The 26,982-nt window shown below is 71.9% G+C and carries 26 protein-coding genes; 4 read left to right on the top strand and 22 right to left on the bottom strand.

Translation table 11 applies throughout. The features are described from left to right. Nucleotides 1–21: 21 nt before the first annotated feature. The 3 genes from BGP03_RS05405 to BGP03_RS05415 are packed head-to-tail and all read right to left on the bottom strand — an operon-like array spanning nt 22 to nt 2,902. On the bottom strand, nt 22–1,023 hold the full coding sequence (locus tag BGP03_RS05405; protein WP_296376498.1) for a Gfo/Idh/MocA family oxidoreductase: 1,002 nt from the start codon (nt 1,021–1,023) through the stop codon (nt 22–24). After that, nucleotides 1,023–1,793, bottom strand: coding sequence for an SDR family oxidoreductase (locus tag BGP03_RS05410; RefSeq protein WP_296376496.1), 771 nt, complete (start codon nt 1,791–1,793; stop codon nt 1,023–1,025). The genes BGP03_RS05405 and BGP03_RS05410 overlap by 1 nt, the downstream gene beginning before the upstream one ends. Continuing rightward, entirely contained in the window at nt 1,790–2,902 is a 1,113-nt protein-coding gene (locus BGP03_RS05415; RefSeq protein WP_298799210.1) for a phytanoyl-CoA dioxygenase family protein, read from the bottom strand. The genes BGP03_RS05410 and BGP03_RS05415 overlap by 4 nt, the downstream gene beginning before the upstream one ends. A gap of 60 nt (nt 2,903–2,962) precedes the next feature. Between BGP03_RS05415 and BGP03_RS05420 the strand changes: the two genes are divergently transcribed. Next, entirely contained in the window at nt 2,963–4,003 is a 1,041-nt protein-coding gene (locus BGP03_RS05420) for a LacI family DNA-binding transcriptional regulator (protein WP_296376492.1), read from the top strand. On the opposite strand, the gene BGP03_RS05425 is transcribed toward BGP03_RS05420, so the two are convergent. From BGP03_RS05425 to BGP03_RS05435, 3 genes are all read right to left on the bottom strand, one after another. Beyond that, complete coding sequence (locus BGP03_RS05425; RefSeq protein ID WP_296376491.1) at nt 4,000–4,416, bottom strand: YeeE/YedE thiosulfate transporter family protein; 417 nt, start codon at nt 4,414–4,416, stop codon at nt 4,000–4,002. The genes BGP03_RS05420 and BGP03_RS05425 overlap by 4 nt on opposite strands. Next, nucleotides 4,416–5,024 carry a YeeE/YedE thiosulfate transporter family protein gene (locus BGP03_RS05430; protein ID WP_296376489.1) on the bottom strand — a complete coding sequence of 203 codons (609 nt, stop codon included), beginning with the start codon at nt 5,022–5,024 and terminating at the stop codon, nt 4,416–4,418. The genes BGP03_RS05425 and BGP03_RS05430 overlap by 1 nt, the downstream gene beginning before the upstream one ends. Before the next feature lie 490 nt (nt 5,025–5,514). Continuing rightward, nucleotides 5,515–6,276, bottom strand: coding sequence for a tetratricopeptide repeat protein (locus tag BGP03_RS05435; RefSeq protein WP_298799211.1), 762 nt, complete (start codon nt 6,274–6,276; stop codon nt 5,515–5,517). Nucleotides 6,277–6,701: 425 nt separating this feature from the next. On the opposite strand from BGP03_RS05435, the gene BGP03_RS05440 reads away from it, so the two are divergent. The 3 genes from BGP03_RS05440 to BGP03_RS05450 are packed head-to-tail and all read left to right on the top strand — an operon-like array spanning nt 6,702 to nt 10,752. After that, nucleotides 6,702–7,718 carry a Gfo/Idh/MocA family oxidoreductase gene (locus BGP03_RS05440; RefSeq protein WP_298799212.1) on the top strand — a complete coding sequence of 339 codons (1,017 nt, stop codon included), beginning with the start codon at nt 6,702–6,704 and terminating at the stop codon, nt 7,716–7,718. Further along, nucleotides 7,715–8,572: a TIM barrel protein gene (locus tag BGP03_RS05445; RefSeq protein WP_298799213.1), complete on the top strand. Its 858-nt coding sequence runs from the start codon at nt 7,715–7,717 to the stop codon at nt 8,570–8,572. The genes BGP03_RS05440 and BGP03_RS05445 overlap by 4 nt, the downstream gene beginning before the upstream one ends. After that, a complete protein-coding gene (locus BGP03_RS05450) occupies nt 8,569–10,752 on the top strand; it encodes a cytochrome P450 (protein WP_298799214.1) in 2,184 nt (727 codons plus the stop codon). The genes BGP03_RS05445 and BGP03_RS05450 overlap by 4 nt, the downstream gene beginning before the upstream one ends. A gap of 45 nt (nt 10,753–10,797) precedes the next feature. Here BGP03_RS05450 and BGP03_RS05455 read toward each other — a convergent pair whose 3' ends face one another. The 16 genes from BGP03_RS05455 to iolC form a co-directional block, all read right to left on the bottom strand. Next, nucleotides 10,798–11,769 (bottom strand): LacI family DNA-binding transcriptional regulator, encoded by a 972-nt coding sequence (locus BGP03_RS05455; protein WP_296376479.1) that lies wholly within the window; start codon nt 11,767–11,769, stop codon nt 10,798–10,800. Nucleotides 11,770–11,897: 128 nt separating this feature from the next. After that, nucleotides 11,898–12,068 carry a hypothetical protein gene (locus BGP03_RS05460; RefSeq protein ID WP_296376477.1) on the bottom strand — a complete coding sequence of 57 codons (171 nt, stop codon included), beginning with the start codon at nt 12,066–12,068 and terminating at the stop codon, nt 11,898–11,900. A gap of 67 nt (nt 12,069–12,135) precedes the next feature. Beyond that, complete coding sequence (locus BGP03_RS05465; RefSeq protein WP_298799215.1) at nt 12,136–13,164, bottom strand: Gfo/Idh/MocA family oxidoreductase; 1,029 nt, start codon at nt 13,162–13,164, stop codon at nt 12,136–12,138. Then, nucleotides 13,164–14,021: a sugar phosphate isomerase/epimerase gene (locus tag BGP03_RS05470; RefSeq protein ID WP_298799216.1), complete on the bottom strand. Its 858-nt coding sequence runs from the start codon at nt 14,019–14,021 to the stop codon at nt 13,164–13,166. Before BGP03_RS05470 ends, BGP03_RS05465 begins: the two co-directional genes overlap by 1 nt. Next, entirely contained in the window at nt 14,018–15,013 is a 996-nt protein-coding gene (locus BGP03_RS05475) for a Gfo/Idh/MocA family oxidoreductase (RefSeq protein ID WP_298799217.1), read from the bottom strand. The genes BGP03_RS05470 and BGP03_RS05475 overlap by 4 nt, the downstream gene beginning before the upstream one ends. After that, nucleotides 15,010–15,873 carry a sugar phosphate isomerase/epimerase gene (locus tag BGP03_RS05480; RefSeq protein ID WP_298799218.1) on the bottom strand — a complete coding sequence of 288 codons (864 nt, stop codon included), beginning with the start codon at nt 15,871–15,873 and terminating at the stop codon, nt 15,010–15,012. Before BGP03_RS05480 ends, BGP03_RS05475 begins: the two co-directional genes overlap by 4 nt. Continuing rightward, nucleotides 15,873–16,886, bottom strand: a complete 1,014-nt coding sequence (locus BGP03_RS05485; RefSeq protein ID WP_298799219.1) for a Gfo/Idh/MocA family oxidoreductase — start codon at nt 16,884–16,886, stop codon at nt 15,873–15,875. The genes BGP03_RS05480 and BGP03_RS05485 overlap by 1 nt, the downstream gene beginning before the upstream one ends. Before the next feature lie 33 nt (nt 16,887–16,919). Next, complete coding sequence (locus tag BGP03_RS05490) at nt 16,920–17,735, bottom strand: ATP-binding cassette domain-containing protein (RefSeq protein ID WP_296376466.1); 816 nt, start codon at nt 17,733–17,735, stop codon at nt 16,920–16,922. A 5-nt stretch (nt 17,736–17,740) separates the two neighbouring features. Then, nucleotides 17,741–18,802, bottom strand: a complete 1,062-nt coding sequence (locus BGP03_RS05495; protein WP_296376464.1) for an ABC transporter permease — start codon at nt 18,800–18,802, stop codon at nt 17,741–17,743. A 61-nt stretch (nt 18,803–18,863) separates the two neighbouring features. After that, nucleotides 18,864–19,853: a substrate-binding domain-containing protein gene (locus tag BGP03_RS05500; protein WP_296376463.1), complete on the bottom strand. Its 990-nt coding sequence runs from the start codon at nt 19,851–19,853 to the stop codon at nt 18,864–18,866. A gap of 55 nt (nt 19,854–19,908) precedes the next feature. Next, nucleotides 19,909–20,829: a TIM barrel protein gene (locus BGP03_RS05505; protein ID WP_298799220.1), complete on the bottom strand. Its 921-nt coding sequence runs from the start codon at nt 20,827–20,829 to the stop codon at nt 19,909–19,911. Nucleotide 20,830: 1 nt separating this feature from the next. Further along, the gene (locus BGP03_RS05510; RefSeq protein WP_298799221.1) at nt 20,831–22,360 is read right to left on the bottom strand and encodes a CoA-acylating methylmalonate-semialdehyde dehydrogenase; all 1,530 of its coding nucleotides are present in this window, start codon (nt 22,358–22,360) and stop codon (nt 20,831–20,833) included. Beyond that, complete coding sequence (iolD, locus tag BGP03_RS05515; RefSeq protein ID WP_296376457.1) at nt 22,357–24,210, bottom strand: 3D-(3,5/4)-trihydroxycyclohexane-1,2-dione acylhydrolase (decyclizing); 1,854 nt, start codon at nt 24,208–24,210, stop codon at nt 22,357–22,359. The genes BGP03_RS05510 and iolD overlap by 4 nt, the downstream gene beginning before the upstream one ends. Then, nucleotides 24,207–25,085: a 5-deoxy-glucuronate isomerase gene (iolB, locus tag BGP03_RS05520; protein ID WP_296376455.1), complete on the bottom strand. Its 879-nt coding sequence runs from the start codon at nt 25,083–25,085 to the stop codon at nt 24,207–24,209. The genes iolD and iolB overlap by 4 nt, the downstream gene beginning before the upstream one ends. A gap of 73 nt (nt 25,086–25,158) precedes the next feature. After that, a complete protein-coding gene (locus BGP03_RS05525; RefSeq protein ID WP_296376453.1) occupies nt 25,159–26,034 on the bottom strand; it encodes an aldolase in 876 nt (291 codons plus the stop codon). After that, a complete protein-coding gene (iolC, locus tag BGP03_RS05530; RefSeq protein WP_298799258.1) occupies nt 26,027–26,953 on the bottom strand; it encodes a 5-dehydro-2-deoxygluconokinase in 927 nt (308 codons plus the stop codon). Before iolC ends, BGP03_RS05525 begins: the two co-directional genes overlap by 8 nt. Nucleotides 26,954–26,982: the final 29 nt, after the last annotated feature.

Below are 26,982 nucleotides of genomic sequence, written 5' to 3' on the forward strand. Positions count from 1 at the left end.
TTATGCATCAACCATAACAATTCAGGGTTCGGCGCGCACCTCCCCGATCCGGACGGGTCGGTGCTCGAGCCGGGACAGCGTGGCCGCCTCCGCGATGTAGGCCACTTCCAGGGCGTCCGCCACGGTGCACGGCGACGGCCGCTCCCCGGCCACGAACTCCACGAACGCGCCCAGCTCGGACCGGAACGCCGCGGCGAGCCGGTCCATGAAGAACCCGTGCGGTGGCCCGGCCGGGAACGTCACGCCGGGCTGGGTGGAGCGCAGCGGCAGGCCGTCGTCGAGGCCGGCGGCCACGCTGTCGAGCGATCCGTGCACCTCCAGTCGCACGTCGTAGCCCCGCGCGTTGTAGCGGCTGTTGGAGACCACGCCGATCGTGCCGTCGTCGAGGGTGAGCAGGACGGACGCGCTGGCGACGTCGCCGACCTCGGCGAAGAACGCCTCGCCGCGGTTGGCGCCGACCGCGTAGACCTCCACGACCTCGCGCCCGGTAACCCAGCGGACGGCGTCGAAGTCGTGCACGGAGCAGTCGCGGAACAGCCCGCCGGATCCGGCGATGTAGGCGGCGGGCGGTGGGACCGGGTCGAGCGTCGTGGAGCGGACGGTGTGCAGGGCGCCCAGCTCCCCGCTGACGACGGCCTCCCGCGCGCCGAGGAACGCCGCGTCGAAGCGGCGGGGGTAGCCGATCTGCACCGGCGCGCCGGCGGCGTTCGCGGCGACGGTCACCGCGTCGGCGATGTCGGCCGCGAGCGGCTTCTCGCAGAACACCGGCAGGCCGGCCTCGACGGCGGCGAGCAGCAGCGTCGGGTGGGCGGCGGTGGCGGCCGCGATCAGCACCCCGTCGACGCCGGCGGCGAGCAGCTTCTCCGGCGAGTCCACAGGCTCTGCGCACACCCGCGCGGCCACCTCGGCCGTCACGTCCGGGTCGGCGTCGGTGACGACGAGCGAGTCGACGCGGTCGAGATCGTGCAGCGTCTGCGCGTGGAAGGCGCCGATCCGGCCCAGGCCGATGAGTCCGAGTCGCATCAGTCCAACCCTCCGACGACGTTCTGGTCCCAGTCGATGACGGAGCCGGTGACCACCCCGCTGCGGTCCGACAGCAGGAACACCACGAAGTCCGCGATCTCGTCGACCTGCCCGAGCTTGCCCATCGGCACCCTGGCCGCCGCCTGGTCGAGCCAGGTGTCGTCGGCGGCGTGGAAGGCCTTCTGGGTGGCGTCCTCGCCCTCGGTGTCGGTCCACCCGATGTCGAGGCCGTTGATCCGGATGCGGTCGAAGCGGTGGGCGTGCGCGGCGTTGCGGGTGACGCCGGCGAGTCCGGCCTTCGCCGCCACGTACGGCGCGAGGTAGGGCTGCCCACCCAGCTCCGACGAGGAGATGATGTTGACGATCGACCCCGGGGCCCCGCGCCCCAGCATGTCCCGGACCGCGGCCTGCATGAGGAAGAACGGCCCGCGGAGGTTGACCGCGATGTGCCGGTCGAACAGGTCCGGGGTCGTGTCGAGCAGCGTGCCGCGGTCGGTGAGGCCGGCCGAGTTGACCAGCGCGTCGATGCGGCCGAACTCGGCGACCACGGCCGCGACCGACGCCTGCGCCTGCTCGACGTCGGCCACGTCGGTCCGGACGAAGAACGCGCCGATGTCGGCGGCGACCGTCGCGCCGAGCTCCGACCGTCGTCCGGTGACCGCGACGGTCGCCCCCTCCCGCACGGCGGCCCGCGCCACCCCCGCGCCCACGCCCTGGGTACCGCCGGAGACGAGCACCACGCGGTCGGTGAGGAGCCCGGACGGGGTCATGCCGTCACCCGCTTCGACGCGTGCGCGGCCAGTGCTTCCTCGAAGCGCTCCTGCGTCCAGTCCTCCGCGAGCGCCTGCCGCACCACGTCGGCCTGGGTGGGGGGTGCGAGGCCGTCGACGGGCTGGTCGCGGTCGAGGTTCGTGGGAAAGGCGTAGCCCTCCGCGGCGGCCGCGATCGCGTGCTCGGGGTGCGGATGGGTGCGCAGAGCCCGGTAGACGGCCACGCAGACGCGGGTGCGGTCGACCGCGTCCATCGCCCGCCCGAACGCCGAGGACACCTGCAGGAGGTTGGCCATCCGGTGCAGGTCGGCGGAGACGTTGCCGCCCGCGCCGTGGATCACCGCCGGGTTGAAGAACGCCGCGTCGCCCTTGCGGAGCGGGAGCTGGACGTGGTGGTCCACGAAGTACCCGCGGAACTCCGGCCGGTTCGTGGCGAGGTAGCCGGGGCCGTACTTCTGCGAGTGCGGCAGGTAGAGCGTCGGACCGCTCTCCAGCGGCATGTCGGAGTGCGCCACCGCGCCCTGCAGCGTCAGCACGGGGGAGAGCCGGTGGACGTGCTGCGGGTACTGCTCGATCACGTCGGGGGCGAGGAAGCCGAGGTGGTAGTCGCGGTGGCCCACCTGCGCCTTCCCGCCGGGGTGCACGACGTTGGGCTGCGACGTCACCTGGTAGCCCGGGCCCAGCCACGCGTGGCTGACCTTCGCGATCACGTCGTTGGCGTAGTACTCGACGAACACCTCGGGCGCGGTGACGGCGAGCTTCTCCAGCGCGTTCCAGATGCGGTCGTTGGAGCCGGCGGCGGCGAAGTGGTCGCCCCGTGAGGTGCCGGCCGCGATCAGCTGCTCGAACACCGCCGTGGCGTGGTCGATCACCGCGGTGTCCGGGAACGCCCCGCGGATCACGACGACGCCGGGCCCGTTGGCGAACGCGTGGACCAGCTCGTCAGAGGGAGCGGCGCGGAAACCGTCGAGGTCGTAGACCACGATCTCCTGCTCGACGGCGGCGGCGTGCGGGTAGTCGGCGGGATCGGTGCGCTCCCCCAGGACGGCCCGCAGGTCGTCGAGCCGGCAGCCGTCCTCGGTCCATCTGCTGGTCAGCGTCTGTGGCATGGCCTCAGCGTAGGAAGGCGGGCTCGCGCGGAACCGGCGGAAAGCCTTCAATAAACCGTCATGGTGCACACCCACCCGCTCCGCGAGATCGCGCGCCAGGCCGGCGTCAGCGAGGCCACGGTCGACCGCGTCCTCAACCGCCGCGGCGGCGTGCGGGCCGCGACCGCGGAGTCGGTGCACCAGGCCGTCGCCGATCTCGACCGGCAGCGCACCCAGGTGCGGCTGACCGGCCGGATGTTCCTCGTCGACCTCGTGATGCAGGCGCCGCAGCGGTTCTCCTCCGAGGTGCGGGCCGCGCTGGAGACCGAGCTGCCGTCGCTGCGCCCCGCCGTGTTCCGGGCCCGCTTCCACCTGTGCGAGACGGCCCCGGTCGCCGAGCTCGTCGCGGTGCTGGACGGCATCGGCCGCCGCGGGTCACAGGGCGTGGTGCTCAAGGCGCCCGACGTCCCCGAGATCGCCGACGCCGCGGCACGGCTCGTGCGCGCGGGGATCCCGGTGGTCACGCTCGTCACCGACCTCCCCGCGAGCGGGCGTCAGGCCTACGTCGGCATCGACAACCGGGCCGCGGGCGCCACCGCCGCCTACCTCGTCGGACAGTGGCTGCGCCACGACCCCGGTGACGTGCTGGTGACGCTCTCACGCACGTCGTTCCGCGGGGAGGAGGAGCGAGGGGAGGGCTTCCGCGCCGCTCTGGACGGGCGCCGTGCCGTCGTCACCCTGACGGAGACCGACGGGCTCGACGCGACGATGCGCGAGCGGGTGGCCGGCGTGCTCGACGCCCACCCGGGCATCCGGGCCGTCTACTCGGCCGGGGGCGGCAACGTCGCCATCCTCGACGCGTTCGACGAACGCCGCCGCGAGTGCGCGGTGTTCGTGGCCCACGACCTCGACGCCGACAACACCCGCCTGCTGCGGGCCGGACGGATCTCGGTGGTGCTGCACCACGACCTCGCCCACGACGTCCGACGCGCCGCGCACGTGATCATGCAGGCCCACCGGGCGCTTCCCGGCGGCATTCTGACGTGGCCGTCGAGCATCCAGGTGATCACGCCCTACAACGCCCCCGCCCACAACCCGACCGACGGCCTGAGCGGGACCTAGCGTCCGCAGGAACCGGTGTCGATGAGGAGGTACCTCGTGGTGGTCCAGCGGCACAGCCGGATGCCGACGACGACACCGGCGATCGAGACGAGCGCCGGCAGGTACCCACTGCCGACCTGGATGATCGGGATGGCCGGGCACCCGCCCGAGATCGCCCAGCCGATACCGAACAGTGCCGCACCGGGCACGACGCCGGCGTGGATGCGCGGGGGTGTCCGACGCACCCGCGCGACGGCGAAGACGACCACGATGATCGCGACGGCGCCGGCGAAGGCGAGGAACATCCGGAGGTCCTGGAAGGTGAACATGCGGTTCAGCTCGGCGTAGTCGCCGAACCCGATGTTCGAGACCGTGAAACCGAGCGCCAGCCCGGTGACGATGTTGGCGAGCAGGATTCCGCCCTGGGTCCGCATCAGACGACCTTCCACAGCAGGAACGACACGGCGACGGCGGTGCCGAAGAAGACGGCGGTGGCCAGGAGGCTGGCCGGGTACAACCGCCCGCAGCCCTGCAACCCGTGGCCCGAGCTGCAGCCTCCGGCGAGGCGGGTGCCGAAGCCGACGAGCAGGCCGCCGAGGAACAGGATGCCGACCATCATCACCGGGTTGCCGGTGACGAGCTCGCTGAAGCCCGCCCCCATGTCGAAACGGACCTCGAAGCGACCGGACGTGATCGCCGCGACGAACCCGCCGACCAGGATCGAACCGAGCAGGGCGGCCTGGCTGACCAGCGACGCCGGGCGGGGCGGCCGCCGGGGCGGCAGGCTCACGTTCCGTCCGCGCGGCGGCGGCGTCACCGCGCCGGGACCGCGGGGCGCCGTCGCCACGAGGGCGTCGACCAGGGCACGCTGCTCGATCTCGTCCTGCGCCTGTCGCCGCTCGAGCTCCCGCTCGGCGCGCCAGTGCAGCACGCGGTCCCACGCTCCGGACACCCCGAAGGACCGGTCGGTGCTCAGCGTGTAGGCGATCGTGACCAGGGCGAGCCCGATCGCGCCCGCCCACCACGGCCAGTAGTCGTTCATGACGGGCTCCTCATCCACTCGGCCAGGCGCTTCCACCAGGGACGCGTCGGAACGGGCTCATCCACCGATCGTGGTGTCGGAGCCGGGGGGCACTCGTCCTCCGGCTGGAGGCGATCAGAAGACGGCGCGTGCTCGAACAGCAAGTCGACGAGCGTGGGCGCGCCGCCCGGGGTACGCGCGCCGTGCGGGCCACCGGGCCCGGGGCCCCGGCCGGCCACCGCGCTCTGCAGGCTCGCCTCGTGACCGTTGGGGAGCAGGTTCAACGGGACGTACTGGCCCCGGAGCGACTGCTTGTACCGGGCGCACTCGCGCCACCCGTCGGCACTGTCGCAGTAGCAGCGTCGCCACCCGTCCAGGCTGGCGTTGAGCAGGGGGAACAGCGGACACTCCGCTGTGTGTGAGCAGGCCATCTCTGTCCGTTCCGGTCAGGGCCGACCCGGGGTCGTCCCGGGACGTGGCGGGGGTGGGGTCGCGCGGCGGCAACGGTGGCTCATGTCCCGCCACCACGTTCGGTACCCGACCCGATGTCGATCGGCTGTCGTTCGTCCCGGTCGAGCTGCGGCGCCGCCGGGGCGCGCACGGTGGCCGCCGCGAGACCGCTCCGTCGCCGCGGCACGGCCGCCGGGCCGGGCACGGCCGCCGGGTCGGGCACGGTGCCGGCCCGGCGCAGGTCCGTCAGGCACGAACGGAGCATCTCGGCGTGTTGGCCCCCGATGCCGGCCTGATCGCAGTCGTGGACGGCGGCCGTGACGACATCCAGGGCCATGGCTGTGTCGCCGGCCTCGGCGAAGGTCAGCCCGAGCCCCAGGCGGGTGGTGAGGGTGTCGGGGTGGGACGGCCCCAGGACGCGGTTGCGCTGAGGTGCGACCCGGGAGTACAGCCACAGTGCCTCGGACAACCGTCCGGCCAGCCGGTGGGTGGTCGCCAGCGCGTCGCGGGCGGTGAGCGTCGCGGTGTGCTCGTCCCCGAACACCCGCTCGCGCCCGGCGAGGTTCGCGAGCATGAGGTGCGCGCCGTCCTCCTCCTGCCCGGCCATGACGTAGGCCACGGCGAGGTTGCCCTCGACGACGAGGGTCTCGGGGTGGTCCTCACCGAGGAGTGCGCGGCAGTCGTTCAGCAACGACACCAGCGCGACCACCGCCCGCTGCACCTGCCCGTCGGTCAGCTGCTCGGCCGCGGCGGCGTTGCGGAAGGCCAGGGCCGCCACATCGCCGGAGCCCGGCTGTGCGTCCCCGGAGACGATGACGGGCACGACGGAAGGACGCCCGATCCGCCCGGCCGGCTGCCGGGTGATCCTCCCTCTCGTCCCATGCTGCCCGTTCACCTGAATGTGGACCTTCCTCGCCGCCGCAACTGTCTGTGAGCACGTTATGGGCGGACAGCCACCGCCATCGACTCCGTACCTCGGCGTACGACGGATGGCGTGACGGATGCGGTTACCGGGGGACGGCCCGAATGAGCGGAGTAGAGCAATACGCTGATCGGCTCATTTTTCGATCGGCCGTTTGAATCATAATGAGTTGAGAGGTCGCATTCGGTCGCCGAACGGCGCGACAGGCCTCTCGTCGGTGGTGACGGCGCCGCCACCGCCATGTCGTCCGATGAGGCCTTGACAAGGAGCGTATCGGGCCCCACGCTGATTAGCACGTGCTAATCGCTTCGAGCCGAGGAAGTGTCGTGCCCTCATCCCCGATCCGCATCGGACTCATCGGCGCCGGCCGCATCGGCGCCTCCCACGCGGCGCTGCTGGCGCAGCACGTGCCGTCCGCCCGGCTGGTGGCCGTCGCCGATCCCCGCCCCGGGGTCGCCGCCGCACTGGCCGAGCCGCTGGGCGCCCGCGGCGAGACGTCCCCGGAGGCCGTGCTCGGCGCCGCCGACGTCGACGCCGTCGTCATCGCCGCGTCGACCACCGCGCACTCCCCGCTCGTCGTCGCCGCGGCCGGGGCGGGCAAGCACGTGTTCTGCGAGAAGCCTGCGGGCCTCACGCTCGCGGAGATCGAGGCGGGCCGGGCCGCCACGGCGGCCGCCGGTGTGGCGTTCCAGATCGGGTTCAACCGGCGGTTCGCCGCCGACTTCCGGGCCGCGCACGACGCCGTGGTCGTCGGCCGCATCGGCGAGGTGCGCATGATGCGCTCGCTGACCCGCGATCCCGGCGCCGGCCTGGCGGACGCCGGCGCGATCCCGCCCGGGACGATCTTCACGCAGACCCTGATCCACGACTTCGACACCCTCAACTGGTTCAACCCCGGTGCCCGCGCGGTCGACGTGCTCGCCACCGCCGACGCCCTGGTCGCCCCGGAGTTCCGCGACGCCGGCCTGCTCGACACGGCCGTCGTCGTCATCCGCTACGAGAACGGCGCGATCGCCACCGCCGAGGCCAACTTCGCCGCCGCCTACGGCTACGACGTGCGCGCCGAGGTGTTCGGCTCGGGCGGCATGGTGGCGGCGGGCGAGGACGGCGGCGCCGCCCGTCACGAGCGGTTGGCCGGCCGGCTCGTCGGCGACACCGAGCTCATGCGCGACGCCTACGTCGGCGAGTTCGCGGAGTTCGTCGCCGCGGTCGGAGAGGGCCGCGCGCCCGCCGTCACCGGGGAGGACGCGATGGCCGCGTACGCGATCGCGGAGGCGTGCCTGGAGTCGCACCGCACCGGCACCCGCGTCGCGGTCCGGCAGGTCACGGGGGTGGCAGCGTGATCGGGCCGGCCACCTCCACGGCGCCCCTGTCCGCCGCCGGACCGGTCGAGGAGCACCCGGCAACGAGCTTCACCCTCGCCGTCTGCTCCGAGATGGTCTTCACCGAGCTGCCGCTCCTGGAACGCGTCAAGCGCATCCACGACCTCGGCTTCGCCTGCGAGATCTGGGGCTGGACCGACAAGGACGCCGACGTCCTCGCGGGCACGGGTGCCGAGTTCACTTCCATGACCGGCTACGTCGAGGGCGACCTCATCACCCCCGACGGCGCCGACGCCCTGCTGCGCACGGCCGAGCCGTCGATCGCCTTCGCGAAGCAGATCGGTTGCCCGACGCTCAACATCCACGGCACCGGCCTCGGCGAGGGCGGCCTGCCGGTGCGGCCGGTCGAGGTCGTCACCGGAGAGATGTGGGTCGCCGCGGTGCGCACGCTGGAGCGTCTGGCGGCGCTGGCGGAGCGCGCGGGCGTCACCTACGTGATCGAGAACCTGAACCTCGAGGTCGACCACCCCGGCACGCCGTTCGCCCACGCCGCGGACACGCTCGCGCTGGTCCGGGCGGTCGATCGCCCGCAGCTGCGGATGAACCTCGACCTCTACCACGCCCAGATCGGCGAGGGGAACCTCGTGGAGCTGGTCCGCCGCGCCGCGCCGTACCTCGGGGAGGTGCAGGTCGCCGACGTCCCGGGGCGCTGCGAGCCCGGCACCGGAGAGGTCCACTGGCCGTTCGTTGCCCGTGCGCTCGCCGACGTCGGTTACGACGGTGTCGTCGCGATGGAGGCGTTCGCGAGCGATCCCTCCGTCGACGGCTCCGAGCTCGCCCTCCGCCGCTTCCGCGACGCGTTCACCGTCCGATGACCGCCCAGGCCGCGCGACCGGTCGTCTACGACCCCTTCTCCGTCGCGTTCCAGGAGGACCCGTTCCCCGTCTACCGGCGGCTGCGCGACGAGGCGCCGGTCTACCGCAGCGAGAAGTGGGGGTTCTGGGCGCTGTCGCGCTACGACGACGTCCGCGCCTGCCTCCTGGACACCGACACGTTCATCAACCACCCGGGCATCGACCTCGACGCCACCAACGACCAGGGCGGCGCCGGCAACCTCCCGATCATCGACAATCCCCGCCACGACGAGCTCCGGGCGGTGGTGCAGCGGCGGTTCATGCCGCGCAGCATCGCCGCGCTGGAGGACAGCGTCCGCGCGATCGCGACCCGGCTCGTCGACGCGCTCGCCCCGGGCGGCGTCGCGGACATCGCCCAGGACCTGTCGTGGCCACTGCCCTACGAGGTGTTCTTCGACTTCCTCGGCCTGCCCCACGGCGAGGACCGCGCGCAGCTCATCGCGTGGTCGCACGGGCTCAAGGACCGCATCCCCGACGACGACCGGCTCACGCCCAAGGCCATCGCCTGCACCGAGAACTCGCGGATCTACCTGGCCGAGCTGCTGATGCGCCGTCACCGGGAGCCGAAGGCCGACCTGCTCACCCACATCGTGCAGTCCGACATCGCCGGTGTGCCCTTCGCCGAGGCCGACATCGAGCCCGCGTCGGAGATCGTCGGCCTGGTGTTCGGGCTGTACCTCGCCGGGATCGAGACCACCGCCGGGCTGCTGTCGACGCTGTTCCACGAGCTCGCCAAGCGCCCCGACCAGCAGCGGGCGCTGCGCGAGAACCCGTCGCTGATCCCCGGCGCCGTCGAGGAGGGGCTGAGGTACCGCACGCCGCTGCAGCTCACGGTGCGCACCGCGACCCGCGACGTCACGCTGCACGGCACCACCATCCCCGAGGGCTCCCGCGTCGCGATGGTGATCGGTGCGGCCAACCACGACGACCGGCAGTTCGACAACGCACACGTCTACGACGCCCTGCGGCCCGCCGTGCGCCACCTCGGGTTCGGCAAGGGCCTGCACGGCTGCCTCGGCAACCCGCTCGCGCGGCTGGAGGCCCGCGTCGCGCTGGAGGTGGCGCTGCCGCGGCTCGGGGGGTTCCGGGTAGCGGGCACGCCGGCCCGCTACCCCTCGACGCCCAACATGGCGGTGCTGGAGCACCTGCCGGTGTCGTTCCAGTCTCCGACGACGTCCGAGCCGGTCGTCCGCCGAGCCCCGGACACCGCGCTCCGTACGCTCGTCGTGGGGGAGCGCACCGAGGTGGCCGAGGGTGTGGTCACGCTCGCCCTCGCCGGTGCCGACCTTCCCTCCTGGGAGCCTGGCGCACACGTCGACCTGCTCCTCGGCAACGGTCTGACCAGGCAGTACTCGCTGTGTGGTGATCCGGACGACCGGGGCACCTACCGCATCGGGGTGCTGCGCGAGGAGGCCGGCGGCGGTGGGTCCCGCTTCGTCCACGACGAGCTCCTCCCCGGGGTGACGGTGTCGGTCCGTGCTCCCCGCAACCACTTCCGGCTGGAGCGCTCGGCGCACTACGTGTTCGTCGCGGGCGGCATCGGGATCACCCCGATCCTGACGATGATCGCCGAGGCCGAGGCAGCCGGCGCGGACTGGATGCTGCTCTACGGCGGCCGCAGGCGCGCGTCCATGGCGTTCCTCGACGAGCTGGAACGCCACGGCGACCGCGTGACGGTGTGGCCGCAGGACACCCACGGCCTCCTGGACCTCGACGCGCTGCTCCGCGAGCCGCGCCCGGACACGCTCGTCTACGCATGTGGTCCCGGACCGCTGCTCGACGCGGTCGAGGCCCGGTGCACGGGATGGCCCGAGGGGGCGTTGCACGTCGAGCGGTTCGCCGCCACCCCGCTCGCGGCGCCGGTCCTCGACGAACCGTTCGAGGTCGAGCTGGCGCGGACGGGCCGGGTCCTGACGGTCCCGACCGACCGCTCGATCGTGGAGGTCGTCGAGGCCGGGACCGGCATGAACCTCCTCACCTCGTGCAGCGAGGGCAAGTGCGGCACCTGCGAGACCGGGGTGCTGGAGGGCACCCCCGACCACCGCGACGTGCTGCTGACGCCGGCGGAACGAGCGGCGTGCGACCGCATGATGATCTGCGTGTCGCGCTCCTGCTCACCCCGCCTGGTCCTCGACCTCTGACGAACGGCACTGTCGTCGCACAGGTTCCGACCAGAGTGCCGTTCGTCAGGCGTGGCTGCTGCGGCGTTCCACCAGCGTCGGGGCCAGCACCTCGTGGCGGGGCATGACCCGGCCCTCCAGCCGCTCGGCCAGCATCTCGACCGCCGTCCGTCCCATCTGCAGGCGGGGCTGGTCGATGCTGGTCAGGGAGAGCAGCGGGAGGCCGGCGAAATGGGTGTTGTCGTAGCCGACCACCGCCGGGGCCGGGCCGCCCGCCGCAACGAGCGCAGCCCAGGCGTCGACGGCCACGAAGTCGTTGTGGCCGAACAGGGCCGTGGCGCGCGGCTCACCCGGCCAGGACGCGGCGGCCGCCATGATGTCGCCGCCGTCGCGCACGACGCGGGCGGCATCGGCGAGCCCGGCCTCGGCCATCGCCTGCCGGTAGCCGGCCTCGCGGCCGACGCTGCTGGCGTTCGGCACGTCGGCGGTGACGTCGAGGATGCGGCGGTGGCCGAGGTCCAGCAGGTGGCGGGTGGCGAGCCAGCCGCCGCGCCGGTCGTCGGTGACGACGGTGTCGATGGCGTCGTCCACCAGCGGGCGGCCCACCAGCACCATCGGGACGACCCCGGCCACCTCCAGCACCCGGTCGTCGGGGAGGTCCGGCGAGATCAGCACGACGCCGTCCATCCGCAGCTCGAGGAACGTCTCGATCGCCGCGCGTTCCAGGTCCGGGTCGCGCATGCCCGTGTTGATCAACACCTGGAGCCCGCGGTCGGCCGCGCTGCTCTGGATCCCGTCCACCACCTCGGCGAAGAACGGGTAGTGCAGGTCCTGCACGACCACGCCGATCGTGTGGGTGCGCCGTCCGAGGTGCCGGGCAGCGGCGTTGGGCCGGTAGCCGAGCTCGGCCATCGCGTCGAGGACGACCTGGCGGCGGTGGTCGCTGACGTTCGTCGCGTCGCGGAGCACCAGCGACACCAGCGCCCGCGAGACACCGGCACGTGCGGCGACGTCCGCCTGCGTCACCCGTCGAGCCATCCCACGAGGATAGGGCCGACGCCGCCCTCGCCACGGCCACCGGGCCGGTGGGCCGCGATGGAGCTGGTGCTCGCACCGCGGCTCGCGGTGCGGGGGACGACGGGTCCGGCCCCCGTGGCGGCCGGGGTTCAGCTCGCGCGACGGTGGGGCTCGGGTGGCGCGGTGCGGCCGCGGCCGAGCTGACGCAGCTGCTCGGCCAGGGCGGCCTCGACCGCGGCGTGCACTGCGGCAGGTGAGACGTGCGGGTCCACGCGGCGGGCCGCGGCCAGTGAACGCGACGACACGGCAATGGTGATCATGGTAATCGCCTCCTGGGCGTGGGCCAGCTGTCGACGCGACGGTAACCCGTGGTGGGTCGCCGGCCTATCACCGGCGGGCCATGTTTCCCTCACCATCGGGTGAGCCCGGCGTGGCGGACGGGCGCGGGGAGAAGCCCGCCGCCCGGTACACCGCGTCGATCAGTTCCGCGGTCGCCACCGCGTCGTCGACGTCGAGCGGGAACGGGGCGCCGTCGTGCAGATGGGCCCGCACCGCCTCCAGCTGGTAGAGGTACGTCGAGCGGGTGCCGAGGTGCTCGGTGCGCTCGCCGTCCGCCGTGGTCACGACGATGCGGTCGTCGCGTTGCGGGAGCACGACGTTCATCGCCGTGGCCTCACCGCGGTCGCCGACCACCCGGCACGTGATGCACCAGTCGTCGGCCGCCATGTCGCAGTGCGCCTCACCGGTGACGCCGCCGGCGAAGGCGAGCTGCGCGGTGATCCGCTCGTCGATACCCGGGTGCCCCGCGCGCTCCTCGCCCGTGGCCGCGACCACCCGCGGCTCTCCCACGAGCATCCGCTGGCAGTGCAGGGCGTAGCAGCCGAGATCCATCAGCGCGCCGCCCGCGAGCTCCCACTGCCAGCGCGGGTCGTCGTCGGGCGGGGCGGGCATGGTGAACCGGGACTCGACGCGCCGCAGCGCGCCCAGCTCGCCCGACGACACCAGCTCCAGCAGCCGGCGCATCACGGGATGGTGGACGTAGTGGAAACCCTCCAGCACCGTGACACCGGCGTCCGCCGCTGCGTCCCGGACGAGTCGGGCCTCCTCGGCGTTGCCGGCGAACGGCTTCTCCGACAGGACATGCTTGCCGGCCCGCACCGCGGCGAGGTTCCACGGCCCGTGCAGGCTGTTGGCCAGCGGGTTGTAGACGATCTCGACCTCGGGGTCGGCGAGCACGTCGGCGTAGGACGCCACCACCCGCTCCACGCCGTGCTCGGCCGCGAAGTCCGCGGCCCGTCGCGGGTCCCGGGCCGCCACGGCGACGAGCCGGTCGCCGGTGGCGTGCGCGGGCTCGACGATCGCCGAGCCCGAGATCCGGGCGGCGCCGAGCACCCCGATCCGCAAGGGCTCGCTCATCAGGTGGCGGCCAGGATGGCGCGGAGTTCCTCGACGCTGGTGCGGACGTCGGTCAGCGGGCCCTCGCCCGTCGGCTCCTCGGTCAGGATCGTGTCCTGCTCCAGCACGTACCAGCCGTCGTAGCCGTGGCCGCGCAGGTGGCCGATGATCGCGGTGAAGTCGACGTCGCCCTGTCCGACGGGCCGGTACATGCCTTCGCGCACGGCCTCGGTGTAGGTGCGCCGCCCGCTCTGCACCTGCTTGGCCAGGCCCAGGTCCACGTCCTTGATGTGCGTGTGGGCCACGCGCTCCGGTGCCTGGCGGGTGAGCTCCGCGGGGTCGGTGCCGCCGATGAGCAGGTGGCCGGTGTCGAGGCACAGCGCGATCGACGAGCCCTCCAGCACCTTCTGCACGTCGGCGGGGTTCTCCACCATCGTCCCGACGTGCGGGTGCAGCACGGCCTTGACGCCGTGGTCGACGGCCATGGCCGACAACCGGTCCAGGTTGGTCAGCAGCGTCCGCCAGCCCGCGTCGTCCAGCTCGGGGCGGGTGTCGTAGCCGTCGAGGCCGCTGATCGCCGAGAGCACGAGCGTGTCGGAGCCGGTGGCCGCGTACGTGACCAGCACCTTCTCCACCTCGGGCACCGGGTCGTGGTCGGCGACGTGCAGCAGCAGCGGGGTGAAGCCGCCGATGGCCTGCAGGTGGTGCTGCTCCAGGACCGCACGCGGGTCCTCGGGCAGGAAGCCGTCGGGCCCGAATTCGGTGGCGACCAGCCCGACCTCCTGCATCTCGGCGAGCACGCGCGACGGGGCCAGCTGGTAACCCCAGCCGGGCACCTCGCACACGCCCCAGGAGATGGGTGCTCCGGCGATCTTCATGGATTCTCCTTCACGGATACGGGCTGACCGGTGCGCCACGACTCGTCGGCGGCCAGGGCCAGGTCGAACGCGGCCAGCGCGTCGCGACCGGTGACAGGGGGTGGGGTGCCGTCGCGGACGGCGCGCGCGAACGCGTCCAGCTCCGCGGCGTAGGCCCAGGGGTAGCGCTCCTCGAAGTCGCGCGCGAGTTCCCGGGACGCCAGCCCCGGGGTGCGCCACTCCACGCCGCGGACGTGCGGCGCGTCGATCCGGGCGGTGGCGAGGGTGCCCATGACCTCGGTGGAGCACTCGTAGCCGTAGCGGGCGCTGCGGCTGTTGTCGATCACACCGAGCGCGCCGTTGGCGAAGCGCAGCACGGTGACGGCGGTGTCGATGTCGCCCAGCTCCGCGAACGCGGGATCGGACGCGGCACCGTGCGCGCTCACCTCCACGACCTCGCCGACGAGCCAGCGGGCGACGTCCAGGTCGTGCACGACGACGTCGAGGAAGAACCCGCCCGAGCCGGACAGGAACGCGGGGTTCGGCGGGGTCATGTCGCGCAGCGAGGTGCGGAACAGCGTGACCTCGCCCAGCTCGCCGGCCCGGATCCGGGCGGCCGCGGCCGCCCAGTCGGGGTCGGAGCGGCGGTGGAAGCCCACCTGGAACACCACGCCGGCCGCGTCGACGGCGTCCAGCACCGCGACGGTCGTGGCCCGGTCCAGCGAGATCGGTTTCTCGCAGAACACGTGCCGGCCCGCCGCCGCGGCCTGGACGGTGAGCGGCGCGTGCGTGCCGGTGGGGGAGGCGATCGCCACGGCGCCGACGCGGTCGATCAGCTCCTCGTAGGAGGTGGTCCACGGCACGTCGAACTCCGCGCCGGCGGCCTGCGCCGCGTCCGGGTTGGCGTCGTACACGCAGGCCAGCGAGGCGACGGAGCACCGCCCGGCCAGGGCGGCGGCGTGGATCCGGCCCATCCGCCCCAGCCCGGCGAGCCCGATCCCGACCCGGCTCACGACACCAGCTCCTCGGTCACGCGGGCGAGCATCCGGCGGTGGATCTCGTCCGCCGTCTCCTCCCAGCCGAACACGCAGACGGTGGCGATGCCGTCGAAGTCCATCTCCCGCAGCGTGGAGAAGAACTCCTCCCAGTTGACCTCGCCGTGCCCGATCTCGCTGTGCTGGTGGATGCGGGCGTCCACGCCGGGTGGGTTGACGATGTAGCGGTTGCCCACGTTCGCTCGGTGGTTGTAGCAGTCCGCGACGTGCACGTGCGCGAGCTTCGAGCCGGCGTAGCGCAGCATCCGGCCCACGTCGCCCGTCCCGTCGGAGAGATGGAACGCGTGCGGGGCGCAGAAGACGTAGTTCACCCAGTCCCGGTCGAGGCCCCGGATGATCTGCACCGCGTCGTCGTTGGTCTCGGAGAAGTCGTACGGGTGCGCCTCGATGTTGAGCCCGATCCCGTAGTTCTCGAACACCGGGATCAGCTCGTCCATCGACTTGTAGAACGCGTGCTCGGAGCGCCGGGCGTCGTTGGGGTCACCGGACAGCTCGGAGTTCACCACCGGGCACTCCAGCTCGGCCGCGATCTCCAGCAGCCGGCGCCAGTTGCGCACCTGGGCCTGGCGCTCCTGCTCGTCCGGGGACGACCAGTCGAACACCGGCACCAGCGTCGCGATCTCGACGCCGGTCTCCGCGCACGCCTTGCGCACCTCCGCGATGGCCTCGCGGTCGGCCTTCGGGTAGCGGTGCCAGAAGAACCAGTCCGCCCGCGGTGAGAGCTCCAGGTACCGGTAGCCCAGCTCGGCGGCCTTGCGCACCTCCTCCGCGACCGAGAGCGAGGCGTGGTACATCGCCGGGTCGAGGGCGATCTTCATCAGCCCTCCTTGTAGAGGTCGGGCTTCTCCCGCAGGACGACGGGTTCGCGCGCGTCGGAGCGCAGGGAGGCCAGCCCGGTGCCGCAGACGACGGTGGCGGCGTAGCCGTCCCACGCCGACGGGCCGGTGGTGCCGCCCGCCGTCACGGCGTCGATCCACGTCTGGAACTCGGTGTCGAACGCCAGCACGAACCGCTCGCGCCAGTCCTCCGGCACGCGCGCGGACACCGACCCGGCCCGCTTGACCAGCGCGCCCGCCGACTCCGACAGCTCCACGGTGCCGTCCTCGCAGACCACCTCGCCGCGGATGTCGTAGGCGAACCCCGCGTTCACCGACGCCTCGACGTCGACGATCACGCCGGACGCCATCTCCAGAAGCACGAGCAGCGGGTCGTTGAATCCTTCGCGTGCCTTCGACGAGCGGCGCGGCTTGAGCACCGTGACCGTGACGATCTCCTCGTCGAACATCCAGCGCGCCACGTCGATGTCGTGCACGGTGGAGTCGTTGATGATCATGTCGCTGGTGAAGAAGTCGGGCACCGACGGGTTGCGGTGCGCCGCGTGCATGAGCAGCGGCGCGCCGATCTCCCCGCCGGTGACGACGGCCTTCATCGCCTTGTACTGGGCGTCGTAGCGGCGCATGAAGCCGACCGACACCAGGCGACGACCCGCGGCCAGCTCCGCGTCGACGATGCGGTCGCACGCCTCACGGGTGGTGGCGAGCGGCTTCTCGCAGAACACCTGCTTGCCGGCCGCGATGCAGGCGAGGACGTACTCCTCGTGCGTCGGTCCCCACGACGTGACGACGACGGCGTCGACACCCGGATCCGCGATCAGCTCCGCCCCTGTGGAGTGGAGGGTCGCGCCGGGCAGGTCGTCCGCGATGGTGCGCGCACGGTCCAGATCGACGTCCGTGACCGCGCTGACGCGGACCCCGGACAGGACGCGGGTGAGCCGCCGGATGTGGTCCTGGCCGATCATGCCCACGCCGATGACGCCGACGTTGAGTGTCACGTCGAATACTCCTCATTCAGGAAGGGAAGGGGACTAGCGCTTCAGTTCGTGCTGGAGCTCCTCGAGCTCCTGGCCACCGGCCATCTGCGTGGTGAGCTCCTCGAGGGTGACCTCGGAGCGCTTGCGGTCGAGCACGCACCGGCCCAGTTTCAGGATGATGAAGTGGTCGCCCACCAGGTAGGCGTGGTGCGGGTTGTGCGTGATGAACACGACGCCCAGCCCGGCGTCGCGGGCGGCCGCGGTGTACTTGAGCACGACGCCCGACTGCTTGACGCCGAGCGCGGCCGTCGGCTCGTCGAGGATCAGCACGCGGGCGCCGAAGTAGACGGCGCGCGCGATCGCGACGCACTGACGCTGACCGCCGGACAGCGTCCCGATGGGCTGGTTGATGTCCTTGACCGTGATCCCCATCTTCTGCAGCTCCTCGTCGGCGACACGACGCATGCCGGCGATGTCGAGCGGGGCGAGGGGGTAGTTGCCCTTGCGCAGCTCGGAGCCGAGAAAGAAGTTGCGCCAGACCTCCATGAGCCCCACCACGGCGAGGTCCTGGTAGACGGTGGCGATGCCGTGGTCGAGCGACTCGCGCGGCGACGAGAACTGCACGGTCTCGCCGTCGACGGTCAGGGTGCCCTCGGTGTGCGGGTGCAGCCCTGAGATGATCTTGATCAGGGTCGACTTGCCCGCACCGTTGTCGCCGAGTACGCAGGCGACCTCGCCCGCGTTGACCCGCAGGTTGATCCCCTCCAGGGCCCGGATGGCGCCGTAGGCCTTGCCGACGCCCGCCATCTCGACGAGCGGCGCGCCTTTCTCGAGGCCGGAAGCAGCGTGCTCCGCGATCGTGTCGGTCATCCCGGTCACCTCCTCTGGCTTGCGTAGTTCTTGACGTAGAGGTTCACCAGCACCGCCAGCAGCAGCATCGCGCCGAGGAAGGCCTTGAACCAGTTCGGGTCCCAGCCGGCGAAGACGATGCCCTGGGTGACCATGCCGAAGATGAACGCGCCGAGCGCCGAGCCCACGGCCGACCCGTAACCACCGGTGAGCAGCGCGCCGCCGACGACCGCGGCAATGATGTAGATGAACTCGTTGCCGACGCCCTGACCGGCCTGGACGCTGTTGAAGTTGAACAGCAGGTGCATGCCCAGGAACCAGGACATGAAGGCGACGCCCATGAACAGGCCGATCTTCACCCGGCGAACGGGCACGCCGACCGCGCGGGCGGAGTCCTGGTTGCCGCCGACAGCGAAGATCCAGTTGCCGACGCGGGTGCGCAGCAGCACCCAGGTGGCCACGGCGACGAACAGCAGCCACCAGAGCACGGTGATCTTGAGCGTCATGAAGCCCAGGTCGAGGTCCGAGGCGAACAGGGCCTTGGCCGAGGCGAACCCGTCGAGCTTGTCGATGTTGGTGGTCGCGACGGTGCCCGTGACGAGCTTCGTGACGCCGAGGTTCACGCCCTGCAGGACGAAGAATGTGGACAGGGTGATGAGGAAGCTCGGGATGCCGGTGCGCATCACCAGGTAGCCGTTGAGGAATCCGATCGCCAGCGCGATGAGCAGGCTGACGACCACACCGACCCAGGCGTTGAGGCTGAACTGGTAGCTGATCATCGCGGCCGCCAGGGCGGCTGTGGCCACGCTGACACCGGCGGAGAGGTCGAACTCGCCGCCGATCATCAGCAACGACACCGCGACGGCGACGAGTCCGATGGTCGAGCTGGCGTACAGGACGGTGGACAGCCCCTGCACGGTGTGGAACGGCGGGGCGATCGCGGTGAAGAAGATGAAGATGACGACGGCGGCGGCGAACGCGCCCACCTCGGGGCGGCCGAGCACGCGTGCGGTGAGGGACCGCTGGGCACGGGTCTGCCCGGCGGACGGAGGTTGTGGCGGCTTCTCTGTCGTCACGGTCGAGCTCATGGCGGCTCTCCAGGGTGGGACGGCCACGGGGGGCCGGCGGACCGGCCCCCCGTGTTAGGACCTATCGGGTGTTGTTGGCGGCGTACGTGGCGATGGCGTCGATGTTCGACTTGTCGACGAAGGACGGGCCCGTGAGCACCGGCTTGCCGCCGCCGAGGTCGTTGCCGTTGGTCAGGTTCAACCACAGCGCCTGCACGGCCATGTAGCCCTGGACGTAGGGCTGCTGGTCGATCGAGAATTCGATCGTGCCCGCCTTGATGTCGTTGGCCACGTCGGCGTTCAGGTCGAACGTGACGATCTTGGCCTTGCTGCTGGCGCCCTGTGCGGCCTGCAGGGCCGCCAGTGCGATCGGGGCGCCGAGCGTGACGACGTAGGTGATCGACGGGTCCTGCTGGAGCTTGGCCCCGATGGTCTGCTGAACGGACGCGATGTCGGTGCCGGTGACCTGCAGGTTCTCGGTGTTTGGGTAGGTGGCCTTCACACCGGCGCAGCGCGCCTCGAGCGCGACGCTGCCCTGCTCCTGGATGACGCAGAGGGCCTTGCCGCCCGCCGTCATCTTCTTGCCGGCGGACTGGCCGGCGAGGGTCTCGTCGGAGCCGAAGTACATGCCGATGCCGTACTTCTGGTACTCGCTGATGCCCGAGTTGAACGCCACGGTCGGGATCTTGGCCTCCACGGCCTTCTGCGCCGCCGGGCCGACCTGGTCGGCGTAGGCGAGCGTGACGGCGAGACCGTCCACCTTGGAGTCGATCGCGTTCTGCACGAGCGTGGCCTGCTGGCCCGCGTCGTTGTTGTTCGAGTACTTCAGGTTGACGTTGAGCTCCTTGGCCGCCTGCTGGGCGCCTGCGCGGATCTTGTCCCAGAACGAGTCACCGGGAGCCTCGTGCGTCACCATCGCGATCGTGTACTGCTTGCCGCCCGCGCTGCCGACGGCCGGGCCACTGTTGTTGTTGGCCGAGTTGGCTCCGCCCTGGCTGCTGCAGCCGGCCAGCGCTACGGCGAGCGCACCCACGACCGCGAGCGCGCGCACCACCTTCGGGGTACTCCTCATCGAGCATTCCTCTCATCGGTGCAGCCGCCGTGGGAGCCGGCTGCGTGTTCGGGGTTCAGTACGGCCAGCGCCGCGTGGGGCCGAGGCCGCATCCGGCGAAGTAGCCGGCCGTACGCGCCCCGATCGGGAGCGGGATGTGCGGCTCGACGGGATAGAGATCCTGCTCGACGATGGTGAACAGGTCGGTGTCGATCGCCGCGAGGGCGTCGAGCAGCGGGGGCATCTCGGGGATGCCGTAGGGCGGTTCGCACATCACACCCAGCGGGACGGCCTCGGCGAGCGAGAGCTTCTCCGCGGCGACGCGAGCGCGGATCACGGGGTCCACCTGCTTGAGGTGCACGTAGCGGATCCGCTCCGGGAAGCGCTGCACGATGGCGATGTTGTCGCCGTCGCAGTAGGAGATGTGGCCGGTGTCGAGGCACAGGTTCACGTACTGCGGGTCGGTGTCCTGGAGGAACCGCTCGACCCGCTGCTGCGTGTCGACGTGGGTGTCGGCGTGCGGGTGGAACACGAGGTCGACGCCGTGCTCCTCGAGAAGGACCTTCCCGAGTCGGTCGTAGCCGGTGGTCAGGGCCTTCCACTGGTCGGGCTCGATCTCCGCGCTGGCTAGCAGCGATCCACCGTGCATGTCGGTGTACTGCTCGGGCAGCAGCACCAGGTGCCGCGCGCCGAGGGCGGTCAGCAGCGCCGCCTCCTTGGCGCACGCGGCCACGGCGTCATCGAGGGCGTCCGCACCGCGGTGCAGGCCGGCGAAGATGGTGCCGCCGGCCAGCTTCAGGCCGCGGGAGCCCAGCTCGTCGCGCAGCTGGGCGGGATCCTGGGGCATGAACCCGGACGGCCCGAGCTCGGTCCAGGAGTAGCCGGCCTGCCCGATCTCGTCGAGGTACTGCTTCCAGCCGACCTGGTGATCGTCCCGCGCGAACCAGACGCCCCACGAGTCGGGAGCGGTGCCGAGGGTGAGCCTGTCGAGTGCCATGTCAGGTCGCCGTCGGGAAGTGGAAGGAGGAGCCACTCGCCTCGGTGTCGATGCTCGCTCCGCCGGCGCTGTGCTCGGCGACCTTGGGCCAGCGGCTCGTCACGACCTTGGCGCGCGTGTAGAACGCGATGCCCTCCGGGCCGTGGATGTGCGACTGCCCGAACAGGGAGTCCTTCCAGCCGCCGAACGAGTAGTAGGCCATCGGCACCGGGATGGGGACGTTGATGCCGATCATCCCGACGTTGACGCCGCGCTGGAACCGCCGCGCGGCCTCGCCGGAGCCGGTGAAGATCGCGGTGCCGTTGCCGTAGGGGTTGGCGTTGATGATCGCGATGGCCTCGTCCACGGAGCCGGCACGGATCACCGACAGCACCGGGCCGAAGATCTCCTGCGTGTAGACGTCCATCGACGTGGTGACGTTGTCGATCACGGTCGGGCCCACGAAGAAGCCGTCCTCGTGGCCGGGCACCGTGAGCCCGCGGCCGTCGACGGCGAGGGTGGCGCCCTGGGCCGCGCCGGTGCCGATCAGGTCGACGATCCGGTCGCGCGCAGCGGCAGTGATCACCGGGCCCATCTCGCTGTCGGCGTCGCGGCCGGAGCCGACCTTCGTGGCCAGGGCCTTCGTGCTGACGGCCTCGACGAGCGCGTCGGCGGCCGACCCGACGGCCACGGTCGCGGAGATCGCCATGCAGCGCTCGCCCGCCGAGCCGAACGCGGCGGCGACGAGGTGGTCGGAGGCGTAGTCGATGCCGGCGTCGGGCAGGACGATCGCGTGGTTCTTCGCGCCGCCCAGGGCCTGCACGCGCTTGCCGGCCGCGGTGCCGCGCTCGTGGATGTACTTCGCGATGGGCGTGGAGCCGACGAACGACACGGCGGCCACGTCCGGGTGCTCCAGCAGCGCGTCGACCGACTCCTTGTCGCCGTGCACCACGTTGAACACGCCGTCGGGCAGGCCGGCCTCGGCCCACAGCTCCGCGGCCAGCATCGACGCGCTCGGGTCGCGCTCGCTGGGCTTGAGCACGAACGTGTTGCCGGTGGCGATGGCCACCGGGTACATCCACATCGGCACCATGGCCGGGAAGTTGAACGGCGTGATGCCCGCGCACACGCCCAGCGGTTGGCGGAACGAGAACAGGTCCACCCCTCCGGAGACCTGGTCGGAGTACTCGCCCTTGAGCAGCGACGGGATGCCGCACGCGAACTCGACGACCTCCAGTCCGCGCTGCACCTCGCCCTTCGCGTCCGAGAGCACCTTGCCGTGCTCGTCGGAGATGATCTCCGCGAAGTCGCCGATGCGGGCGTTGACCAGCTCGCGGAACGCGAACAGCACCTTCACCCGCTGCGACAGCGACGACTGGCTCCACGTCTCGAACGCGGCCGCCGCGGCGCTCACCGCCGCTCCGACGTCGGTTGTGCTCGCCAGCAGCACTTCCGCCTGCTGTGCCCCGGTGGCCGGGTTCCACACCGGGCTGGTGCGGGTGCTCTCGCCCGTGACCGGTTTGCCGCCGATCCAGTGCGTGATGGTCCTCAAGAGTCGGTCCTCCCGATCAAAGGGCGCTGCGTGGTCTTGTGCGCCTCGTAGGTCTTGCGGGCCTGCTGCGTGCTGTCCAGCTGCGCGACCTCGGATACCGGCACGTCCCACCAGCTCTCCGACGAGGGCACGGGGGCGAGCGGGTCGGTCTCGATGTGGATCGCCGTGGTGCGATCCGAGGCGCGGGATGTCGCGATGGCGGCGCGGAACTCCTCGATCGTCGCCACACGGATCACCTGCGCGCCCAGGGACTCGGCGTTCGCAGCCAGATCGATCGGGAGCTTCCCGCCGTCGAGCATGCCGCTGGCGGGGTCCCGGTAGCGGTAGCTGGTGCCGAATCGTTGTGATCCGAGCGACTCCGACAGCGCCCCGATCGAGGCGAACCCGTGGTTCTGCACGATGACGAGGTTGAGCTTGATCCCCTCCGACACCGCGGTGACGATCTCCTGGGCCATCATCAGGTAGGAGCCGTCGCCGACGAGGGCGAACACCTCGCGGTCAGGCGCCCCCATCTTGACGCCGAGCGCACCGGCGATCTCGTAGCCCATGCAGCTGTAGGCGTACTCCACGTGGTACTGCTTGGAATCCCGTGCGCGCCAGAGCATCTGCAGGTCGCCGGGCATCGAGCCGGCGGCCTGCACGACGACGTCGCGGGCGTCCATCTCCTCGTTGAGGGCGCCGAGCACCTCGGTCTGGGCCGGGAGCGGCTGGTGGTCCAGATGGAACGTCCGGTCCACCTCGGCGTTCCAGCCGGTCAGGTCCCAGGTCTTCTCGACGCTGTAGCCGTGCAACGCCTCGGTGAGCGCGTCGAGCCCCTCGCGGGCGTCGGCCACGAGCATCTCGCCCGCGTGCTTGGCCGCGTCCAGGGAGGCGATGTTGAGGTTGACGAACCTGACACCCTCGTGCTGGAACGCCGTGCGCGACGCGGTGGTGAAGTCGGAGTACCGGGTGCCGACGCCGATGATCACGTCGGCGTGGCGGGCCAGGGCGTTGGCCACGGGGGAGCCGGTGGAGCCGACGCCGCCGACCGCGTTCGGGTGGTCCCACAGCAGTGCGCCCTTGCCCGCCTGGGTGTCGGCCACCGGGATGCCGGTGGCGTCGGCGAACCTCCGCAGCGCCTCGGTGGCCTCCGAGTAGTGCACGCCGCCGCCGGCCACCAGCAGCGGAGCCTTCGCCGACCGGATCAGCGCGACGGCCCGGGCCAGCGCCGCGGTGTCCGGCGCGGGCCGCTGGATGTGCCAGACGCGCCTGGCGAACAGCTCGTCGGGCCAGTCGTGCGCCTCGGCCTGCACGTCCTGGGGCAGCGCGATCGTGACCGCACCGGTCTGGGCCGGGTCGGTGAGCGCGCGCATCGCCCCCAGCAGCGCCGACGGGAGCTGCTCCGGCCGCCAGACGCGGTCGAAGAACACCGACAGCGGGCGGAAGGCGTCGTTGACGGAGACGTCGTAGCCGGCCGGGCTCTCCAGCTCCTGCAGCACCGGCGAGGCGACGCGGGTGGCGAAGATGTCGCTGGGGAGCAGGAGGACCGGGATGCGGTTGGTGGTGGCGAGCGCGGCGCCCGTCAGCATGTTCGTGGAGCCCGGTCCGATCGACGCCGTGCACGCCATGGCCTGCAGGCGGTTGCGCATCCGCGAGAAGCCGACCGACGCGTGCACCATGCCCTGCTCGTTGCGGGCCAGGTGGTAGGGCATCTCGTCGCGCATCTCGAGGAGCGCCTGGCCCACCCCGGCGACGTTCCCGTGGCCGAAGATGCCGAAGCAGCCCGGGATCAGGCGCTGCTCGACGCCGTCGCGCTCGCTGTACTGGTTGGCGAGGAAGCGGACGAGGGCCTGGGCGACGGTGAGTCTCATCGGGCCTGGACCCCCGTCATCGGCAGCCGCGGGTCGATGTCCTGGCCGTCCCAGGTGCCGCGGACCCACGCGTGCGCGGGGTCGTCGCAGATCAGCCAGGCGCGGTCGGGGCTCGGGCCCGCCATCACGTTGAGGTAGTAGAGGTCGTAGCCGGGCGCGGCCATCGACGGCCCGTGCCAGCCGTGCGGGATGAGCACGGTGTCACCGGTGCGCACCTCGGTGCAGACGTCGATCTCGCGGCCCGGGCCGGAGGTGTAGACGCGCTGGTAGCCCGGCCCGGCCGCGCCGTTCTCTCCGGGCGCCACCTCGAAGTAGTAGATCTCCTCCAGCACCGACTCGCCGTCGCGCTCCTCGTCGTGCTTGTGCGGGGGGAACGACGACCAGTTGCCGCCCGGCGTCAGCACCTCGACGGCGATCAGCTTCTCGGCCTCGAACGACGCCGGGTTGCAGAAGTTGTTGACCTGACGGCTCGCCTGGCCCGCCCCGCGCAGCTCCACCTGCACGCCCTCGGCGGGGCCGTAGCGCGCGGGCAGCCGCTTCGTGGCGCGGGCGGCGGGCAGCGCGAACCGGCCGCCGGCCTCGGAGGTGACGGTGACCTGTGCGTCCCGGGGGACGTAGGCGAAGTCGGTGACCCGGGAGAACACGGTGTCGCGGCCGACCAGCGCGAACCGCTCTCCGTCGCACTCGACGACGCAGGAACCCGACAGCGGCAGCACCACCGTCTCGTCCTCGCCGGTCGGGAAGGTCGCGCTCTGGCCGGCGGCGAGGGTCAGCACACGCAATGAGCTGTAGCCCCAGTTCGCGGTCTTCGGGGTGATGACCAGCGAGAACGGCCCCTCGGCGCTCTCCCCGTCGCGGACGATGAACTCGCTCACCGGTCTCCTCCAGAGGTCGTGCGCGGAAAACGGGGTCCTGGCACTGATAACCGCGCACGGGCGGCGGAGCCGCTCACAGGAGCCCGACAGCGGAGTCGACGGCGGAGGCGACGTCGTCGTCGGGCGGGTAGAGCAGCGAGCGGCCGATCACCAGCCCCTGCACCGTCGGCAGCGCGAGGGCCTTGCTCCAGCTCGCGAACACCGCGTCGGGGTCGGCGGAGACCTCGCCGCCGAGGATCACCGCGGGCAGCGTCGTGGCCGCCATCGCGCGTTCCATCTCGTCGACGATCGGCACCTTCAGCCAGGTGCGGGCCGACGTGCGGCCCAACCCGGCGGCCACCGTCATCGCACGGATCATGGCGTCGGCGGTGAGCTCGTTGCGCACCCGGCCGTCCACGCGGTGGGAGATGAACGGCTCGACCATCGCCATCAGCCGGTGGTCGGCCAGGTCGCCGACGGCGCGGGCGCAGGACTCCAGCGTCGCGACCGTCGACGGGTCCTCGGCGTCGATGCGGGTGAGCATCTTGCCGCCCTCGTACCCCGACGCCGCGATGCTCGCCGCGTCGTAGGCGGTGAACCGGTCGTCCATCTCGAACGCCGTGCCCGCGAGACCGCCGCGGTTCATCGAGCCGACCACGACCTTGTCGTCGAGCGCGCCGAGCAGCAGCAGGTCCTCGAGCACGTCCGGGGTGCCGAGCACGCCGTTGACGCCGGGGCGCGACAGCGCGAGCACGAGCCGGTCGAGCAGGTCACCGCGGTCGCCCATCGCGAACGCCCGGTCGCCGGCCCGCAGTGCGCCGCGGGCGGGATGGTCGGCCGCGATCATCATCAGCCGGCCGTGCTCGCCGAGCAGCGATGCCGGACGGACGCGGTTGGCCGCCGCCTCGGCGACGGCCTCCGGGCGCTGGACGCGGATCTCCACCAGGCGGCGGAGCTGATCCTCACGCACGGACGGCCTCCTCCAGCTTGGCCTCGACCTCGGTGGCCGTGGGCATGGCGTCCGAGCAGGCCAGACGCCCGGCGACGATGGCGCCGGCGGCGTTGCAGAAGCGCATCGCACGCTCCAGGCCCCAGCCCGACAGCAGGGCGTGGCAGAGCGCCCCGCCGAACGCGTCGCCCGCGCCGAGACCGTTGACCACCTCGACGGGAACGGGAGGCACCTCGACCTCCCCGGTGCCGTCGGACGCCAGCACGCCGAGCGGGCCCTGCTTGACGACGGCGAGCTCGACGCCCGCGGCGTGCAGGGCCTTCGCGGCGGCATGCGGCTCGCGGACCCCGACGGCCGTCTCGCACTCGTCGAGGTTGCCGACGGCCACGGTCACGAACGGCAGCGCCTCCTGCACCCACCGGTGCGCCTCGTCGCGGGAGGACCAGAACATCGGCCGGTAGTCCAGGTCGAGCACGGTGATGCCGTTGCGGCCGCGGGCCCGCAGCGCGGCGAGCGTGGCGGAGCGGCTGGGCTCCTGCGACAGGCCCGTCACGGTCACCCAGAAGACGTCGGCGGCCCGGACGGCGTCGAGGTCCAGCTCGTCGGCCTCGATGCGGATGTCGGGGGCCAGCTCGGAGCGGTAGAAGTAGAGCGGGAAGTCGTCGGGCGGGAAGATCTCGCAGAACACCACGGGCGTCGGCACTCCGGGCACGGCGGTCACGAAGCGGTCGTCCACGCCGAAACCGCGCAGCGCGTCGTGCAGGAACTCACCGAACGGATCGGCTCCCGTCCGGGTGATCACGGCGCTGCGGCGGCCGTAGCGCGCCGCCGCCACCGCGACGTTGGACGGGCTTCCGCCCAGGTACTTGCCGAACGACGTGACCTCCCGCAGCGAGACGCCCACCTGGTCCGGGTACACGTCCACGCTGATGCGGCCCATGGTCAGTACTTCAGGCGTGTCGGTCGTCA

This window comes from Pseudonocardia sp. 73-21 (assembly GCF_001899645.1).
GTDB lineage: Bacteria > Actinomycetota > Actinomycetes > Mycobacteriales > Pseudonocardiaceae > Pseudonocardia.

Bases quoted from the DNA above. Each gene is read 5' to 3' on its own strand.
- BGP03_RS05410 (WP_296376496.1), bottom strand. From the start codon at position 1,793: ATGACCCCGTCCGGGCTCCTCACCGACCGCGTGGTGCTCGTCTCCGGC.
- BGP03_RS05415 (WP_298799210.1), bottom strand. From the start codon at position 2,902: ATGCCACAGACGCTGACCAGCAGATGGACCGAGGACGGCTGCCGGCTC.
- BGP03_RS05490 (WP_296376466.1), bottom strand. From the start codon at position 17,735: ATGACCGACACGATCGCGGAGCACGCTGCTTCCGGCCTCGAGAAAGGC.
- BGP03_RS05450 (WP_298799214.1), top strand. From the start codon at position 8,569: ATGACCGCCCAGGCCGCGCGACCGGTCGTCTACGACCCCTTCTCCGTC.
- BGP03_RS05455 (WP_296376479.1), bottom strand. From the start codon at position 11,769: ATGGCTCGACGGGTGACGCAGGCGGACGTCGCCGCACGTGCCGGTGTC.
- BGP03_RS05430 (WP_296376489.1), bottom strand. From the start codon at position 5,024: ATGAACGACTACTGGCCGTGGTGGGCGGGCGCGATCGGGCTCGCCCTG.
- BGP03_RS05425 (WP_296376491.1), bottom strand. From the start codon at position 4,416: ATGCGGACCCAGGGCGGAATCCTGCTCGCCAACATCGTCACCGGGCTG.
- BGP03_RS05460 (WP_296376477.1), bottom strand. From the start codon at position 12,068: ATGATCACCATTGCCGTGTCGTCGCGTTCACTGGCCGCGGCCCGCCGC.
- BGP03_RS05495 (WP_296376464.1), bottom strand. From the start codon at position 18,802: ATGAGCTCGACCGTGACGACAGAGAAGCCGCCACAACCTCCGTCCGCC.
- BGP03_RS05470 (WP_298799216.1), bottom strand. From the start codon at position 14,021: ATGAAGATCGCCGGAGCACCCATCTCCTGGGGCGTGTGCGAGGTGCCC.
- BGP03_RS05480 (WP_298799218.1), bottom strand. From the start codon at position 15,873: ATGAAGATCGCCCTCGACCCGGCGATGTACCACGCCTCGCTCTCGGTC.
- BGP03_RS05405 (WP_296376498.1), bottom strand. From the start codon at position 1,023: ATGCGACTCGGACTCATCGGCCTGGGCCGGATCGGCGCCTTCCACGCG.
- BGP03_RS05465 (WP_298799215.1), bottom strand. From the start codon at position 13,164: ATGAGCGAGCCCTTGCGGATCGGGGTGCTCGGCGCCGCCCGGATCTCG.
- iolC (WP_298799258.1), bottom strand. From the start codon at position 26,953: ATGGGCCGCATCAGCGTGGACGTGTACCCGGACCAGGTGGGCGTCTCG.
- BGP03_RS05420 (WP_296376492.1), top strand. From the start codon at position 2,963: ATGGTGCACACCCACCCGCTCCGCGAGATCGCGCGCCAGGCCGGCGTC.
- iolD (WP_296376457.1), bottom strand. From the start codon at position 24,210: ATGAGACTCACCGTCGCCCAGGCCCTCGTCCGCTTCCTCGCCAACCAG.
- BGP03_RS05505 (WP_298799220.1), bottom strand. From the start codon at position 20,829: ATGGCACTCGACAGGCTCACCCTCGGCACCGCTCCCGACTCGTGGGGC.
- BGP03_RS05500 (WP_296376463.1), bottom strand. From the start codon at position 19,853: ATGAGGAGTACCCCGAAGGTGGTGCGCGCGCTCGCGGTCGTGGGTGCG.